Below are 15320 nucleotides of genomic sequence, written 5' to 3' on the forward strand. Positions count from 1 at the left end.
TTCAATATGTCAGTGGCGCAAAAAACATGCGCGGTAGCTGATCAGATTGATCAAATGCGTATGAGTTCGCCGGTAAACAAAAGCCCGCGCCGGCGGGCTTCGATTGGGTATCACAGCATGTGTTGCCGATCCTGCTCGATAGCTGCATCCAGTGTATCGAGCAAGGCTTTTCTAACCTTGAGTTTGGTCTTCTTGTGCGCGCTCATGTTGATCTTCTTCAACTGTGCAGCGACCGACAATGCGGTGTTTTGCAGTTCATCGACGCTGACCACCTTGTCCAGGAAGCCGGCGGCCATCGCTCCTTCAGGGTCGAACATTTCGGCATTGATAACCGAGCGATTGAAGGCTGATTTACGCAACCTGTCACGCGCCAGTTCGATGCCGGCGTGGTGCATGGGCATGCCGATCTGTACTTCGTTCAATCCGATACTGAACGGCCCTGCGACACCGATACGATAATCGGCGGACAGCAGCAAAAAGGCACCCTTGGCAACGGCGTGGCCGGGGCAGGCGACGATGATCGGGAAGGGGTGCGACAGCATTCTGCGCGCCAGGGTGGAACCCTGAGCAACCAGATTGATCGCCGCTTCGGCGCTCGAGGTCATCACCTTGAGGTCGTAGCCGCCCGAGAGAATCCCGGGCTGTCCAGTGACGATCACGATTGCCCGGTCCTGTTCGGCCTGATCCAGCGCAGCATTGAACGCGATGATTACGTCCGGAGAAATGGCATTGACCTTGCCGTTGTTCAGGGTCAGCGTGGCGACACCGTCGTCCAGATGGTACGAGACCAGATCACTCATGACGTGATTCCTTTATTGAAGTGAGCAGACGTTACTCACCCATAAGGAACAGGTAAAGCGCTGACTGATGAGTCACTCGGTAGATCGCCAATCAATGGCCGATTTACCCTCAACGGCGGCTCGGGTCATGGCTGGATATCGTTGAAGCCGCAATATTCTTCCCAGTCCATTCCCAGCGCTTCGGCTACCTGGCGGTGTGCTTCAAGGCGCATGCTCTGCAACTGTTCGGGCGACTCGGCAATCAGTTCCAGCGCCAGTTCCCAGGACTCGATGCCCTGGCTCTCGGCCTCGTCTTCAAAAGCCCACTGTAATTGCTGCTTTTGCTCTTTCGGGCTCAACGCGCTGATTTCGTCCTTCAGGGTCGGATGGGTCGCGAGGTATTTCGCCAGCGCGGCCTCGTTCCACTCAAGCGTATTCATGCGGGGTTCCTCAAAATGGTTCGATAGCCCGGCTGCTTTTCAGGGCAGGGGGCAAGACGGCGTGATTGTGAGGGAGCACGTCATTGATGTCAGCACCCGGCCGCAATAATCGCTAGAGTGCTCAGACGAATGTATTGATCCTTCACTCAGGAGCCTATCGAGATGATTAAAGTCAGTGTGCTGTATGCGTATGAAGAGGGTGCCCGTTTCGACCACGATTACTATCGCGACAAACACTTGCCGCTGGTGCAAGAGCTGATGGGCAGTTACTGCAAGGGCTACAGCGTCGACAGAGGCATAGGCGGAGCAACGCCGGGCTCGGAGCCTCGGTATATCGGCATGTGCCACATCTATTGCGATTCCATAGAAGACTTTGAAGCCGGCATGGGGCCGCATTCAAAGCAGATCAATGCCGACATCACCAACTACACCGACCTGATCCCGGAGATACAGATCAGCGAAGTGCGTGCCGATGTGAAAACCGCGCGATAGCTTATCGAGCGGCGTCCTGGCGAGCCGCTTGTTTTTTTGAAGACATGCCACCCGACGGATCAAAGCACTGGCTGTCGTAACGTGGGCTCTGGCACTGCGAAGGGATGTTCGGCGGTGGCGGGCGGTTTCGTTGATACGCCTTGTAGCGTTCCGTCTCGTAGACCGTCACGTGGGTGCGGCCACTGATCTTCAGGTATTCAGTGGCCTTGAGATTGGTCTGGTGAACATAATCGATAGGCTCACCCTCGCGCCGCATGTTCGGCGGGCCCTGGCGCTGCAGCGCGCGCTGTGCAGCGTTGTCACAGGGGATCGACGCATAGCTCACCTGTCCCTGCGGTGATGTGCATTTGAAGATCTCGCCGTACGCCGTGCCTGCACCCAGTAGCGCTAACACTGCCAGCGTGATTGAAAGCCTTTTCATGGTTCTCTCCTTGCATGGCGCAAGGCTATCATTTGCCTCTGAACGCCGCCATATCCTCTTGCTGCAAGACCCCGTTCGTCAGACATATCGCACGGCTATGTTGATCCGCTTTCTGACTATCAGGTTCTGAATTTAACCAGTGGAGGCGCATATGACCGGCACCAAGCCAGGCAGCAGCAACGAAGACAAGAATGATCCGGGTTTTGACGAAGAGTCACCGAAAACCCAGGACCCGCAAATCGATCCGACCGAGCCCGCCAAGACTCCAGCCAGTGACAAGGGCAGCAAGGATGATTACCCGCCGTACACCCCGGACAAGTAACTGAGCGACCGCCCTCGGTAAACACCGAGGGCGGTTTATCTACCTGTCCGTATTATTTGTTTGCGTCCAGGTATTCGAGCAGGTCTTCCATTCGCTCATCGTTGCCCATCCACCACAGTTTCATCCGCGTGCCAGGCACGACTTCGCCTGGGTCCTTGAGATACGTGCGCAACTCTTCACGCGTCCAGACCAGCCCCGAGTTTTTCATTGCGTCGGTATAGATGTAGCCTTCCTGTTGCCCTGCCTGACGACCAATGATGCCGTTGAGGGGCGGACCAAATGCATTGCGTGCAGAAGGGCCGATCTTGTGACAGCCGGAGCAGAGGCGGGTAAAGACTGCTTTTCCGGCTTCTGCATCACCTGCGCCGTAAGCCAGCGGTTGCAGTGCCAGCGCCACTATGAATAAGGCAGTTTTTCTCATCGATATCCCACAGCGCGTGCGGCCGTCTGGTCAAAAGCGACGAATGTTAGCGCAATTATCGGAGGTTCACTTGCTGGCCGGGATCTGGCTCGACAGTTCGTCGAAGTCACGCTTGTAACTCGCCATCTCTGCGGCACTGACGAAGCTCTGTTCAAGGACCACTTTCTTCGCGCCGGACTCGATGGTGTCCAGTTGATGAAGGAAGCGCTTCTTCTTTCTCGCCTCCATCCGTGCGCCAGCCTCATCGATAGCCGTGCGTAGCTCGGTTGCTCGCTGGTTTACGAAATCCTGGCCTCGACGATCAACGGTGAGCCCGTCGTTTTCGACATAGCCCTCCAGCCCGGTTTTCTTCAACACCAGCCAAAGTGCCTGATCCGGCGTGAACGTACCCTTGAATTTCTTGACCTTTCTGCTGCTGTCAGCGCCCAGATCGACCTTCACCGGGCAGCCGGATCGATGCGCCAATTGCTGCAAGGCCTCGTCCAAACGTTGCGAAGGCATGTCATACGCCACCGGCGTCATCTGACACGCAGCGAACGCGGGAGCAGCCGCCAGACACGCAACGGCGATAAGCAGTTTTTTCAGGGTATTTTTCATGATTGCAGGGTTTCATCCGGGAGGTAGGGCTTGGAAATCGTTTTCTGCATGATGTTCCCTGTCTGCCCGACGCTTGCTTGAGCAGTCGTATCCCTGATGTCTCTTGACCCATGCCAGACGCTGCATGCTCAAATCGCAGACAAAGAAAAGCCCGCGATGGGGGGTAGCGGGCTTAAGGTCTTGCTGGGAATTGAGTTAACAATAAACCCGCGAACGTGAAAAAAGCGTGAACTGCCGGATACAATTTATGAACAATTGAAATCAGGGTTCGCCTTCCCAGTAATCGAGGTTTTCAGTGGTCCGCTGGTTAGCGGTAAACACCCGGGTTCCCTGCACTGAAACCATCGCCTGGTACTTCCCCGAGTCGGGGTATTCACAGACCTCCGGCGTTTCCCGGGTGCTGATCGACAGGTACTTCAGCGGCGTCTGCGAGGTGTTGATTATCTGATGAGGGTATTCGGAACCAGCCGGGATAAACACGATGTCACCCGTCCGGATCGGCAGCATCTCGCCTGCGACACGCAAACTGCCTTCGCCCTCGATGATCACGAACATCTCTTCCTGCGCATGATGAAAGTGATAAGGGCACGAGCGCTTGCCCGGCGCGACGACATCAATAGAGGCCCCGAGCTTTTGTGCCGCCGTGCCTGTGCCCAGGCGGGCTGCCGAGCTTTCATAGAGAGGTTCACGAACTTCATATGCGAGGGGAGCCTCGTTGAAATTGCGAATCAGACGAGACGCCAGTTCACGTGCGCGTTCATTCATGTCGGTCGACGCTCGGGGAGTTCAGAAGAGGGTACTTTAGACCAGACAGCGTGATGCGTTGCAGGCAGTTACCTTGATCAGGAAAAACAATCCCGGGCAGTCGCCACAAAAAAGCCCCCGCGCCGCGTGCATCCGTTGCGCAGGTCGGAAACCTATTCACCTGAAACTCGTCTACTCTTTACATCACGATTCAGCCCTTTGCAGAGGACGCACCATGTTTTCAAAAACCGATATTCAACGCGTTCTTGAAACGGCCTTTCTGCCGTCAAAGTGCGAGTGCGTCGTCGCGCTGGATGAAACCTTTTCAGTGAAGCTTCTCCACCCCGAGTCAGGCGATATCCAGCTGTATGTAAAGGGGCTGTCCTTGTCCGAGGTAGAGAGCAGCCGATCCATCGCGCGGCTGGTGCTTTCGCTGAGAGAGCAGAGGGATCTGATGGGGTTGATGGATTTGTCCATGAGGCGGTTGGCGTAGGGACTGGGTTCGTATTTTGATTGTGGTTGTTTGATTGCATTCAGGAAGTCGTATCGCTGCCAGGCTTATCGTGGATGTCCGCTCATGCGGCGTCTGACAGCTGGTTTTGATACGTCAGAGACCACAAAACCCCTGAATTGCTTTCAGAGTTCAGAGGCTTTGCGTTGTATTGATATGACGGTGAAGGAGGGGACTCAAGTAATCGTCAATGGCGTGGTGCGATACCGGAGCGTTTACCCTCGCGAGTCCATCACCAAGACAATGACTTGATGCTTTCCCGAGAAACGAACATTGAGTTGGGCCTGAGGTTGATTCCCTTGCGTAAGGAAAGCCGCGGTGCTCGCGTTTTGAACACACAATATGATGCACAAGCACCGGTGCCCGATGACAGGAGCCGCATTTGCACATGGATGCTCAAAAATGATGGGAACTGCAATTACGGCGCCAGCAAGTCATGTCCCACCTTTTACCTCAGTCCGCAGAGCCGCACAGGCGTTGCCATTTAGTGAGCTATGCTGGGAGAGGTTCGAAAAGCTCACCGGCATGGATTTAGAAAAGGCCTGTACGGAGTTCTTCGCCGGAGGCTGGTTGGCGAGCAATGATTCTACATCGCCGTGTAATGTCCAGGAGATTGCGTCGGGTCGCAGGCGTTTCCGCTTGGGCTTGAATCTGCCGGTGGCGCCCGACCGCTATCGGCCAGAAGTAATCGTTCGAATTCGTCCGTTTCACTCCTTGCCTCGTGAACAAAGACCGTCGTAAACTCAGAAGGTAGCGCGACAGCTAGCCGGTGACAGGCTAGCTTCAGAGCTATCTGAGAAACCAGGAGTAAGGCGACGAAGCTTGAAGCACAGGCCAATTTTGCCCAATTGCTATGCTTCGAAGGCCCTAATTTCGATAGGTATCAATATCTATTGTCGCGCCTACGATGTGGATGAAATCAATGACTGGTAACCCAAAGCCTATGGCTGGCATGGGAGCTTCTTCATCTTGGTCAATCCACAGTACGGTCTGAAAAACGCACCTCAGATTAAACTTCTGTTTTGCCTCAACAATTTTTGCAGCAAATGGTGCTAGTCGGGTGACTAACGCTTCCGACATTTCGTATACGTCGATCAAATCGCTTTCTATCCTTCCGTTTGAGACTGACCAGCATGAGTTTCGACGCAGGGGCGCGTCAGGACTGCGCGGACCTTTCCGAAAAATCTCTGTCGCAGTTAGTCCTATGTACGCCGTCACTTCGTCTGGCTCAAAATTGTCGCCGTACATTGCGAAATATACTTCGCCGGTTGTCGTCATATAAATCCTCATCTCTGTAGTCAGCCGCGTCACGACGATGCCGAAGTGCTGCCTGCGCGACCTACCGCTTCGGGTTGATAGCCATCGGCCATGGATGACCGCTTTCGAACCATAGTAGCCGGCCGGCACCGGTAGCAACCGGTAGGCGGTTATACTAAGGCTCTTTTGTAAACCACCACGGATTGGAATGTTGACTACCCCCACCGACAAAATCGACCAGACGGAAGAAGAGCTAACCAGCTGTATCCATGACCTGTTTCTGAACAAGGAGTACGTCGAGTGGCGGAGGGCGCTGAGAGCGTTTTCAACCGGCGAGTGGCATCTACTAACGGCGAGCTTGGCGAAAAAGCATGTGCCCACTGAGGCATTTCTGGAATTCGGTCAGGAAATTTACCCGAATTTGGTATTTAGCTATATCGAAGCACCGGACCACGCCGAGTCGCAGATGCTAATGGTGCAATTTACGGTGCCTGGCAGTATGTGGCACTGCCTAGTGTGGCATTGCCCTGAACGCAATTGACGACCGAATGGCGAAATAGAGCCAGTATTTCAATGCGCTAATCGTCCGCAATTGGCCGATTACTGCATGTCGCGAGGGGCCACAAACGATCCAAAGCTGACATTGCCTGTAGCTGAAGTTGATCGGCCATGAGTCAGTATCGCAGTCATGGAATTGAGATGGCCTTCGGGCTGATTGCTTTTCTCGGTTTACAGCCTCCCTGAAGCCTCCCGGCGCAAGATAAATATGCAAATACCCAGAGTGTCGGGAGCCAGGCGCAAAGCCAGAGTAACAGCTCATTCGCATCCCGCTCAAACCCGACTGAACTGTGAAGCCCTCACGGGGACTGAACTTAACACCCCTTGAAGGAGCCAGCCCCATGAACAGCGATCAACTCAATCAACACGACGCCGAGCGTCTTCACCAGCGAGTAGCGTCCGAACTGGGCATTACTGCCGAAGAGCTGACCACCTGGATGATCAACGATATCGAGCGCGTGACCGAGGGCGGCAAGGACGTCGGGCACATGGTGGTATTCCGTGAGTCGACCCCTGCGCAGGTTCTCGACAAGGTTCAGCACAAGCAAAGCCATTTCACGGCCATGACCGGCGTGATTGATCTGAGCTAAGTGCAGCGGGCTTTGATGTTCAAAGCCCGCAGACTCAATAGCCTGCCCCCGTACCCGCGCCTGTCACGATCGCAATCCCGGAACTGGTGCCCAGGCGTGTTGCGCCGGCTTCGATCATTGCTCTGGCCGTGGCCACGTCACGCACTCCGCCAGACGCCTTGACGCCGATGTCGGGGCCTACTACGCGGCGCATCAGTGCCACATCCTCAAGCGTTGCGCCACTGCGGCTGAAGCCTGTGGAGGTTTTAACGAATGCCACGCCCAGCTCGCGGCAGATCTCGCAGGCGCGCACCTTCTGCGCCTCATCGAGCAGGCAGGTTTCCAGGATCACCTTGAGCGGCACCTTGCCACAGGCCTGTAGCACCGCGGCGATATCATCGCGGACCTCATCGAACAGGCCGTCCTTGAGCCAGCCGATGTTCAGCACCATGTCGATTTCCTGAGCTCCGGCGGCGATCGTCAGGGCTGCTTCCGACGCCTTGCTGGCACTCAACCCAGCGCCCAGCGGAAAGCCCACCACCGCGCAGACCTTCACGGCAGCCCCGGCCAGTTGTCGAGCGGCAAAAGGCACTTGGCTGGAGTTCACGCACACCGAATAGAAACCGTGTTCTCGGGCTTCGGCGCAAAGTGTGGCAATCTGCTCTCGGCTGGCATCCGCGGCCAGTAAGGTGTGATCGATGGCCTGGGCCAGTGCAGCGGGTTCGAGTGAATTCATCAAAGTATTCCTGTCATCATTAAAAACACTTGGGTGGATACCCTTAAGTTATAAAATTAACACTTGGTGTTACTCTATCGACACCAACAACGGATTGCCGGGATGCCCGTGGACGTCAAGAAAACCGACCGCATCAAACAGATTCAACAGGCCCTTCAGGATGAGAAAGCCATCCATCTGCGGGAGATGGCGGCGCTGCTCGAGGTGTCCGAAATGACCTTGCGTCGCGACCTCAGCCGGCATCCTGGGCAGTTAAGACTGCTGGGCGGCTACATCACCCGCGCCCACGATGATCCTGAGCCGGGGGATTACCGGGTCAGCGAGCAGGGCACCCGCCATGTCGAGGAGAAGCGCCGCATCGGCAAGCTGGCCGCTGCTTTCATCAGTCCTGGCAACACGGTTTTTTTCGACTGTGGCACGACGATCCCTTTCGTAGTCGACTTCATCCCCGACGAATTGGAGTTCACCGCGGTGTGCAACTCGCTCAACGTGCTGCTCAAGCTGCAGCAGAAACCCAACTGCAGCATTGTCCTGTGCGGCGGTGTATTCCACCGCAGGAACCAGGTGTTCGAGAGCCACGCCGAAACCAGCATTCTTGATGGCGTGCGCCTGACCTGGGCCTTTGTCTCTGCGGCCGGGGTCAGCCTGGACTGCGGCGTGACCTGCTTCAACTTCCACGAGGTGGAGGTCAAGCAGAAGGTCATGCGCCAGGCCCGGCAAAGTCTGCTGCTGGCTGATCATTCCAAATTCGACGCCGTACGCACTGCGCACTTCGGTGCCTTGAGCGATTTCCATTGCGTGGTCAGCGATAAGAAAATCCCGCGTAGCTACCGCGAGGCCATCGAGGCGGGTGGGGCGCAGCTTGTAATCTAGAGGCATCACGGTTGCAGCGCCCGGCGTTCGGCTGCGTTCAGGTAACCGGTGGTCACGCTGAACTCAGCGCTGGCACCGGGCGCAAAGCTGCGCACGTTGCCTTTGGCGAGTTCAGCGCGGTAGCCCTCCGGTTCGCAGGTGGCGGGCAGGACGAAGGCCGCCACCTGCTGATCGGTGTTATGCAGGATCCAGCGCGCGGCATGTTCAAATTGCCGGGGGCTGTAGCGGGTGTAGAACGCCGCGTCGTCGGGATGATCAAGGAAGAAGTGCGCCTGTCCTTGGGCGTCGCTGCGCACATCGTCGAAGAAGCAGACGATCTCAGGGTCATAAAGCGCGGGAGAGTCGAGCACCTTGAGGCGAGTCGGGTCCTGGCTGAGTTCGGCGATATAGGCGCTCCAGGCCGGCGTCGGCCGCACATGGGCCGGCACGCTGGAGCGCACCCTTGTGCGCTCGCAGCCCAGCTGCTGGGTGAGGAGGGCGTCGTCGACGTAGGCGTAGTTCATGTGCGCCATGTACATCAGATCCATGGCCTTGCCGGCCAGATTGACCACCTGCATGTTGATCTCGAACAGCCCGCTGGCCGGGCGCAGGGTCACGCTTGGGCTAGCCCGGTAATGGTCGCCGAAGCCCTGCACATATTCACAGGTGCCGCCGAGGCGCAGATACGCACCGTGCTCGTCTTCGCCTGCTTGCAGCCAGGCATCGTCCATCGGCGCGCAGGGCATTTCGCCGTGCAGCGCATGATCATCCTCGGGCCCCGGGCAACCGTTGCGCAACAGGCCGCTGTGAAACATGAAGCAGCCGTAAGTGCCGATCACGCTGGCACTGGGCCGCGGCTGGGTGAACATATTGAGCATGGTCAAATCAACGCCGTCGAATTCGGCTGACCAGATCATTTGCCCTTGCCAGGGCAGGATTACCAGCTTGCCGCGGCTGTTTTCCAGTGACAGCGCCTTGACGCCGCTGGGGTAGGTCCAGGCACGCACGCTGAAATTCGCTGATTCGAGCAGCAGCCGGCTGGCTTGGTCCCAGAGCTGTGGGTAGAGCGGCAGGCGCAAGGTTTCGCTAATCATTGTGCCACCGCCGTGGCCGAGCCACCCAGCACCGGTTGCGGCTGACGCATGCAGTGCACTGCGTACATCACGATGACCACGAAGCACAGCAGCGGCACGCTATAGGCAATCTGCATGTTGCCGCCATTGGCATCGCTGAGCAGGCCCTGGAAGATCGGCATCACGCCACCGCCGACGATGCTCATCACCAGCAACGAGCCGCCGACACCGGTGTCCTCGCCGAGCCCGTCGATGGTCAGACCATAGATGGTCGGCCAGCAAGGCCCGAGAAACACACTGACCCCCACGGCGGCATACACCGCGGTGATGTTCGGCACCAGAATGGTGTAGGCCAGCAGCACGATGCACAGCACGCCATACACCGCGAGGACTTTGGCCGGGTGCATTTTGCGCATCAGCAGGTTGGCAATCATCTTGCCGATAAAATAGGCGGCAAAAGTGGTCAGCAGGAACCACGAGGCACTTCGCTCGTTCATGCCGCCCATTTGCATGGCCAGGCGAATAGTGAAGCTCCACACCCCGACCTGCGCGCCGACGTAGAGGAACTGCGCCAGTACACCGAAGCAGAAGCGCGGATTGCGCCGCAGGCGGCCAAGGCTCTGGCCGATACTCGCCCGCGGTTCGCTGACGGTGCCGTTGCCCTTGCACGCGGGGAAGCGGGTGATGGCGATCAGAATGAACATCAATATAAGTACCGCGATCATCCATTTGTACGGCAGCAGGGTCGACTGGATCATTTGCAATTGCTGCGCCGCTGCCTCACTGGCGCTCATCTGGGCCAGCTGTTCGCTGGTGGCGTCGGTGTCTTTGAACATCACGAAGCTGCCGACGTATACCCCGGTCATGGCGCCGAACGGGTGGAAGGTCTGCGAGATGTTCAGGCGCCGTGTGCCGGTTTCCCGCGGCCCCATCAGTGTCGAATAGGTGTTGCACGCGGTCTCGAGAAACGACAGGCCGACGGCGATGACGAACAGCGCCATCAGAAACATGCCGTACTTGGCGGTCGACGCCGCCGGAAAGAACAGAGCGCAGCCGAACAGGTAAAGCATCAGGCCGATGAGGATGGTGGTCTTGTAGCTGAAGCGGCGCACCACCAGTGCCGCCGGAATGGCGACGAAAAAGTAGCCCAGGCAGAACGCCGACTGGACGAAAGCGGTCTGGAAGTCGCTGAGCATGAAGGCTTTCTTAAAGTGCGCGATCAGCACGTCGTTCATGCTCGCGGCCGCCGCCCAAAGGGCTAAGATGCTACAGAGCAGGAGGAAGGCGAACCACGGCGTGCGGTTCAGGTAGAACCCGTCCGGGGTTTGTTGCAGCGCAGGCTTATTCATTATTGTTCTCCGCGAGATGCTGGTGAGTGTCAGTTGGCCGATGCATCGAGGAATCGCGCAAACGTGGACGCATCGGGGTAAGAAGATTGCGTGCCGAGGCCGGTGACCGAGCAGGCGGAGTAGGCCACCGCCTGCTGCATGGCCTGGCGAATATTGCCGTCCTGGCTCCAGTGTCGGGCGAAGCAGCCAATAAAGGCGTCACCGGCACCGGTGGTGTCACGCGCCTGAACCTTGACCCCTGGCACCTGCCACTCGCCTTCGGCGCCGACGTACAGCGCCCCTTGTTCGCCCAGGGTGACGATGACGTGGCGTACGCCCAGCGCGACCAATTGGCGCGCAGCCTGAGCCGCTTCCTCGGCGCACGTGACCGGCTGGCTGCTGATCAGCGCCAGTTCGCTCTCGTTGGGGATCAGGAAATCCAGCCGCGCCAAGTGCTCGCGGCTCAGGCCGGCCAAGGCCGGGGCGGGGTTGAGCAGCACCGGGATGGCATGCCGGTGAGCGAAGGCGATGGCGTGGTAGACGGTCGCCAGCTCGACTTCCAGTTGCAGCACAATCAAAGCGCAATCGCGCAGTTGCGCCTCGGCACGGTCGATATCGGCCGGGCTCAGGTGGGCATTGGCACCTTTGACGATGAGGATGCTGTTGTGGGAGTTCTCCTGGACGAAGATCGGCGCAACGCCGCTCGACACGCCCGGCACCCGTTCGACGAAGCGTGTATCAATGCCCAGCCGTTGAAAATTGGCCAGGGTGGTATCGGCAAAAGCATCGTCGCCGACCTTGCTGAGCATCAATACGTCGGCACCCAGCAGCGCCGCGGCCGCGGCCTGATTGGCGCCCTTGCCGCCGCAGCCCATGGCAAAACGCGGTGCTTCGAGCGTTTCGCCCTGGGCGGGCATGCGTTCGATGTAAGTGATCAGGTCGACCATGTTGCTGCCGATGACTGCAATCTTGCTCATTGTTATTTTGACCTCAACAGCGCCGACGGAAGCTTCGGCGGCTTTTATTTTTGTTATTTAAATAACATTTTCTGTGAGGATTCAATCTTTATTTTTTGATCTGAGCGTGCGCTATCAAAACGCCTGCAGGGCGTTTCGGTGGCCGTTCCGGATCGGAGAAAGGGGGGGGCGTGTGAGGCCTGCTGCTAAGCAATCGATCCCACGACCATTTTTTCAGGGCCAGAAACCACAAGCCCCCTGAATTCTTCAACGAGTTCAGGGGTTTTGTGTGTTTCAAGTATGGCGGTGAAGCAGGGATTCGAACCTGTCCGATATAGGACTCGGAAGGAAAAGGGTGTCTAAATTAGTGCAATCTTGGACGTTTTAGTCGGTTGCACCTGACCGCTTTTTAAGTCGTCAACAATTTCTCGGACACATCTGACCGACAGCTTTTGGTCGACTCTTTAACATGTCGTTTTTCTTCGCAATCGTCAGTAGGCTGGCCAGGAAACTTTGGCGGTGCGCGTCACGTTTTCATATCACTGCTTTTCGCGCAAATACAGCGCGGAGAAACATCCTGCCGGCGAACCGATTATTGATCCGACCAGCCAGCGACCACGCACGTTCTGTCCGATCCGTTATCGGCTGCCCAAGCAGCTGCCAGCATTGATCCTTGGTCTGATTCACCGAAGTGCAAAGTGAGCCAGACCAAGGGGCTACGAAATTGGGCATACACCCTGCAAATAAACGATCCATCGGGGCCGTAGTACGTCATCTTCGAAATCCGCAAAGCTTTGCAGCCAAGACGGCAGAAACAGGATCTGACAATCAGAAAAGCTTGAGGACGCGTGTGCTGCCTGACGTTGTGGCATGAGGCTATTAGCCCATTTGTGCTATTGATCGTATTAGGTTTCAGTACTCAAATGTGCCATAGAGAAGCGCATCTCTAAATCAAAAATCATGCAGCTGACTTAGGGTCGCTGTTTGCCTGGTCACGGTTTAGGGCCGCGGCAGTGTACCTTGAGTGCCGATAATAAAGCGTTAAAGCGGTAGGGTATTGTGACGTTGATGCGGTCTTTACAGGCTCGCATTACCTGCTAAAACTATGGAGCATTTATGAAAGACAATATGAAGAAAGTGCGTTCGCGAAATATTGGAATCGCCTTGGCGCTCGCATTGGGCGTTGCATTCAGCGGCACTGCAAGTGCGTTTACATTTGAACACGGGTGGAGTTGCCAGAATAAATGGTATCAAATGGGACTTATTGAACTGATTTCGTGCGGCGGTGGCGGCGAAGGTTGAGTTTTTTACGATACACGCGATATGCGGTAAAAATAACATGTGTTTCAAGCCTGTACATGTCTGTGAAGATGCGGTCACACGATCGCATCTTCACGCCGCATCATCGTGTCCGACGTCCTTGGCATTGCCACCCTTAATGTCTGCTCTGTCCCAGCTCTGTCCCATGTAGCGTCCAACGATCACTTTTTCAGACCCCAGAAACCACAAAACCCCTGAATTCTTCAGCGAATTCAGGGGTTTTGTGTGTTTCAAATATGGCGGTGAAGGAGGGATTCGAACCCTCGATACAATTTCTTGTATACACACTTTCCAGGCGTGCTCCTTAAGCCACTCGGACACCTCACCGTATCTCGACGACAACGTTGTGTCTGTCGAGGCGCGCTAATGTAGTCGAAACCTTTTCCTAACGCAAAACTTTTTTTCAGATTTTTCATGCGGTTAAGCAAATAAACGCTTATGCGCCACTGAAAAGCCCGAGAAGGCGGTGCGGCGCTGAGGCGCAGCGCCGCTCGTCTCGTGAAGTTCAGGCGCTGAAGCCGCCGTCGATGGTCAGGCTGGCACCGGTTATGTAGCCGGCTTCCGGGCCTGCCAGGTAGGCGACGAAGCTGGCGATTTCTTCGCTTGTGCCGTAGCGGGGCAAGGCCATCAGTGCTTTCAGGGTTTCGGCGAATTCGCCCTGTGCCGGGTTCATGTCGGTATCCACCGGGCCGGGCTGGACGTTGTTGACGGTGATGCCCTGCGGGCCAAGGTCGCGGGCCATGCCTTTGGTGAGGCCAATCAGCGCCGATTTGCTCATGGCGTAGGTTGCTCCGCCTGCAAATGGCATGCGATCAGCGTTGGTGCTGCCAATGTTGATGATGCGGCCACCTTCTTCCATGTGCCGGGCGGCTTCCTGGCTGGCGATGAACACGCTACGCACGTTGATCGCCAGGGTTTTGTCGAAGTCCTGCATGCTGAATTCATTGAGTGGTGCGATCGCCAGAATGCCGGCGTTGTTGACCAGGATATCCAGCCTGCCAAGGGTCTCGGCAGTGGCCTGTACGGCCTGGCGGATGGCTTTTTCGTCGGCGCTGTCGGCGCGAATGGCCAGGGCCCGGCCGCCGTTGGCGACGATGCTGTCCTGAATCTCCAGAGCGTTGACCTCGGAGCTGACGTAGGTAAATGCCACGGCGGCGCCTTCTTTAGCCAGCCGCTGGACGATGGCTGCACCGATGCCTCGGGAGCCGCCCTGCACGAGCGCTACTTTGCCAGCGAGTTTAAGGTGTTCGATCATGATGTTCTCCTTGGAGGGCGGGCCTCGGACAAGCCTGAGCCTGTCGACGATTGAGACCAGAATAGACCCTGATTGCGATAGTCTTGCTGAACCAAAAGTTCGGACTGATTCATCATGGATATTCAAGGCAACAGCGCGCTGATCCTGATCGACATGCAGCAGGGGATCAATCATCCCAGGCTGGGGCGGCGTAACAATCCGCAAGCCGAGGCGAATATAGGCGCGCTGCTGGGTGCCTGGCGACAATCCAGGCGTCCGGTGATTCACGTTCGGCATTTCTCGACGTCGTCGCAATCAGTGTTCTGGCCGGAGCAGTCGGGGGTCGAGTACCAGTCAGCGTTCTTGCCGCACGCCGAGGAGCGGGAGTTGAGCAAGCAGGTGCCTGACGCGTTTTGCGGGTCGTTTCTGGAGATGTGGTTACGCTCGGACGGGATCGGGCAGGTGGTGATTGTCGGCGTGATCACCAACAATTCCGTCGAGTCCACCGCGCGCAGTGGAGGCAATCTTGGCTTTAACGTGATGGTCGCGCATGACGCCTGCTTTACCTTTGATCAAGCAGACTTCTTCGGCACGCCGCGCAGTGCCGAAGATGTGCACGCGATGTCGCTGGCCAACCTGCACGGTGAATACGCTACGGTCTTGTCCACGGCGCAGATCCTTCAGCATATTGCTGTCGAATAGCGCCGGAC

At 56.9% G+C, this 15320-nt stretch carries 21 protein-coding genes and 1 tRNA gene; 9 read left to right on the plus strand and 13 right to left on the minus strand.

Translation table 11 applies throughout. The features are described 5' to 3' along the window. Positions 1–110 precede the first annotated feature (110 nt). Entirely contained in the window at positions 111–800 is a 690-nt protein-coding gene (locus tag AO277_RS19575) for a crotonase/enoyl-CoA hydratase family protein (RefSeq protein ID WP_002552864.1), read from the minus strand. A gap of 125 nt (positions 801–925) precedes the next feature. Then, positions 926–1219: a DUF6388 family protein gene (locus AO277_RS19580; protein ID WP_002552865.1), complete on the minus strand. Its 294-nt coding sequence runs from the start codon at positions 1217–1219 to the stop codon at positions 926–928. 162 nt (positions 1220–1381) lie between these two features. On the opposite strand from AO277_RS19580, the gene AO277_RS19585 reads away from it, so the two are divergent. Continuing rightward, complete coding sequence (locus AO277_RS19585; protein ID WP_005782993.1) at positions 1382–1711, plus strand: EthD family reductase; 330 nt, start codon at positions 1382–1384, stop codon at positions 1709–1711. A 1-nt stretch (position 1712) separates the two neighbouring features. Here AO277_RS19585 and AO277_RS19590 read toward each other — a convergent pair whose 3' ends face one another. Then, entirely contained in the window at positions 1713–2132 is a 420-nt protein-coding gene (locus AO277_RS19590) for a DUF4124 domain-containing protein (protein ID WP_044317590.1), read from the minus strand. 151 nt (positions 2133–2283) lie between these two features. On the opposite strand from AO277_RS19590, the gene AO277_RS19595 reads away from it, so the two are divergent. Beyond that, positions 2284–2454: a DUF6021 family protein gene (locus tag AO277_RS19595; RefSeq protein ID WP_002552869.1), complete on the plus strand. Its 171-nt coding sequence runs from the start codon at positions 2284–2286 to the stop codon at positions 2452–2454. Between the two features lie 52 nt (positions 2455–2506). Here the strand turns inward: AO277_RS19595 and AO277_RS19600 are convergent, their stop codons facing one another. The 3 genes from AO277_RS19600 to AO277_RS19610 all read right to left on the minus strand — a co-directional run bounded on the left by AO277_RS19600 (position 2507) and on the right by AO277_RS19610 (position 4237). Then, the gene (locus AO277_RS19600; protein ID WP_002552870.1) at positions 2507–2875 is read right to left on the minus strand and encodes a c-type cytochrome; all 369 of its coding nucleotides are present in this window, start codon (positions 2873–2875) and stop codon (positions 2507–2509) included. A 66-nt stretch (positions 2876–2941) separates the two neighbouring features. Next, positions 2942–3472, minus strand: coding sequence for a hypothetical protein (locus AO277_RS19605; protein ID WP_044317589.1), 531 nt, complete (start codon positions 3470–3472; stop codon positions 2942–2944). 261 nt (positions 3473–3733) lie between these two features. After that, complete coding sequence (locus AO277_RS19610; RefSeq protein WP_044317588.1) at positions 3734–4237, minus strand: cupin domain-containing protein; 504 nt, start codon at positions 4235–4237, stop codon at positions 3734–3736. A gap of 214 nt (positions 4238–4451) precedes the next feature. On the opposite strand from AO277_RS19610, the gene AO277_RS19615 reads away from it, so the two are divergent. Then, positions 4452–4709, plus strand: coding sequence for a DUF1652 domain-containing protein (locus AO277_RS19615; protein ID WP_010197125.1), 258 nt, complete (start codon positions 4452–4454; stop codon positions 4707–4709). A gap of 885 nt (positions 4710–5594) precedes the next feature. On the opposite strand, the gene AO277_RS19625 is transcribed toward AO277_RS19615, so the two are convergent. After that, positions 5595–6005, minus strand: coding sequence for a DUF4279 domain-containing protein (locus AO277_RS19625; protein WP_044317587.1), 411 nt, complete (start codon positions 6003–6005; stop codon positions 5595–5597). A gap of 187 nt (positions 6006–6192) precedes the next feature. Between AO277_RS19625 and AO277_RS19630 the strand changes: the two genes are divergently transcribed. After that, positions 6193–6525, plus strand: a complete 333-nt coding sequence (locus tag AO277_RS19630) for a hypothetical protein (protein ID WP_044317586.1) — start codon at positions 6193–6195, stop codon at positions 6523–6525. A 358-nt stretch (positions 6526–6883) separates the two neighbouring features. After that, positions 6884–7132 (plus strand): hypothetical protein, encoded by a 249-nt coding sequence (locus tag AO277_RS19635; protein ID WP_005783010.1) that lies wholly within the window; start codon positions 6884–6886, stop codon positions 7130–7132. 34 nt (positions 7133–7166) lie between these two features. Here AO277_RS19635 and deoC read toward each other — a convergent pair whose 3' ends face one another. Continuing rightward, positions 7167–7847, minus strand: a complete 681-nt coding sequence (deoC, locus tag AO277_RS19640) for a deoxyribose-phosphate aldolase (RefSeq protein ID WP_044317585.1) — start codon at positions 7845–7847, stop codon at positions 7167–7169. Positions 7848–7949: 102 nt separating this feature from the next. Here deoC and deoR point away from each other — a divergent pair, with 102 nt between their 5' ends. Continuing rightward, positions 7950–8720, plus strand: a complete 771-nt coding sequence (deoR, locus tag AO277_RS19645; protein ID WP_044317584.1) for a DNA-binding transcriptional repressor DeoR — start codon at positions 7950–7952, stop codon at positions 8718–8720. A 5-nt stretch (positions 8721–8725) separates the two neighbouring features. Here deoR and AO277_RS19650 read toward each other — a convergent pair whose 3' ends face one another. The 3 genes from AO277_RS19650 to rbsK are packed head-to-tail and all read right to left on the minus strand — an operon-like array spanning position 8726 to position 12077. After that, positions 8726–9793 (minus strand): aldose 1-epimerase family protein, encoded by a 1068-nt coding sequence (locus tag AO277_RS19650; protein ID WP_044317583.1) that lies wholly within the window; start codon positions 9791–9793, stop codon positions 8726–8728. Then, a complete protein-coding gene (gene fucP, locus AO277_RS19655; RefSeq protein ID WP_044317582.1) occupies positions 9790–11121 on the minus strand; it encodes an L-fucose:H+ symporter permease in 1332 nt (443 codons plus the stop codon). The genes AO277_RS19650 and fucP overlap by 4 nt, the downstream gene beginning before the upstream one ends. A 29-nt stretch (positions 11122–11150) precedes the next feature. After that, positions 11151–12077: a ribokinase gene (gene rbsK / locus AO277_RS19660; protein ID WP_044317581.1), complete on the minus strand. Its 927-nt coding sequence runs from the start codon at positions 12075–12077 to the stop codon at positions 11151–11153. Between the two features lie 498 nt (positions 12078–12575). On the opposite strand from rbsK, the gene AO277_RS29970 reads away from it, so the two are divergent. Both AO277_RS29970 and AO277_RS19670 read left to right on the plus strand, forming a co-directional pair. After that, a complete protein-coding gene (locus AO277_RS29970; RefSeq protein ID WP_052834976.1) occupies positions 12576–12758 on the plus strand; it encodes a YjaZ family protein in 183 nt (60 codons plus the stop codon). Positions 12759–13172: 414 nt separating this feature from the next. Further along, positions 13173–13358, plus strand: a complete 186-nt coding sequence (locus AO277_RS19670; protein WP_004664555.1) for a hypothetical protein — start codon at positions 13173–13175, stop codon at positions 13356–13358. 255 nt (positions 13359–13613) lie between these two features. Here the strand turns inward: AO277_RS19670 and AO277_RS19675 are convergent. Both AO277_RS19675 and AO277_RS19680 read right to left on the minus strand, forming a co-directional pair. Continuing rightward, a tRNA-Ser gene (locus tag AO277_RS19675) sits at positions 13614–13703 on the minus strand. A gap of 178 nt (positions 13704–13881) precedes the next feature. Next, positions 13882–14631, minus strand: coding sequence for a 3-oxoacyl-ACP reductase family protein (locus AO277_RS19680; protein WP_044317580.1), 750 nt, complete (start codon positions 14629–14631; stop codon positions 13882–13884). 114 nt (positions 14632–14745) lie between these two features. On the opposite strand from AO277_RS19680, the gene AO277_RS19685 reads away from it, so the two are divergent. Continuing rightward, on the plus strand, positions 14746–15312 hold the full coding sequence (locus AO277_RS19685) for a cysteine hydrolase family protein (protein ID WP_044317579.1): 567 nt from the start codon (positions 14746–14748) through the stop codon (positions 15310–15312). Positions 15313–15320 lie beyond the last annotated feature (8 nt).

The organism is Pseudomonas amygdali, assembly GCF_002699855.1.
Lineage (GTDB): Bacteria > Pseudomonadota > Gammaproteobacteria > Pseudomonadales > Pseudomonadaceae > Aquipseudomonas > Aquipseudomonas amygdali.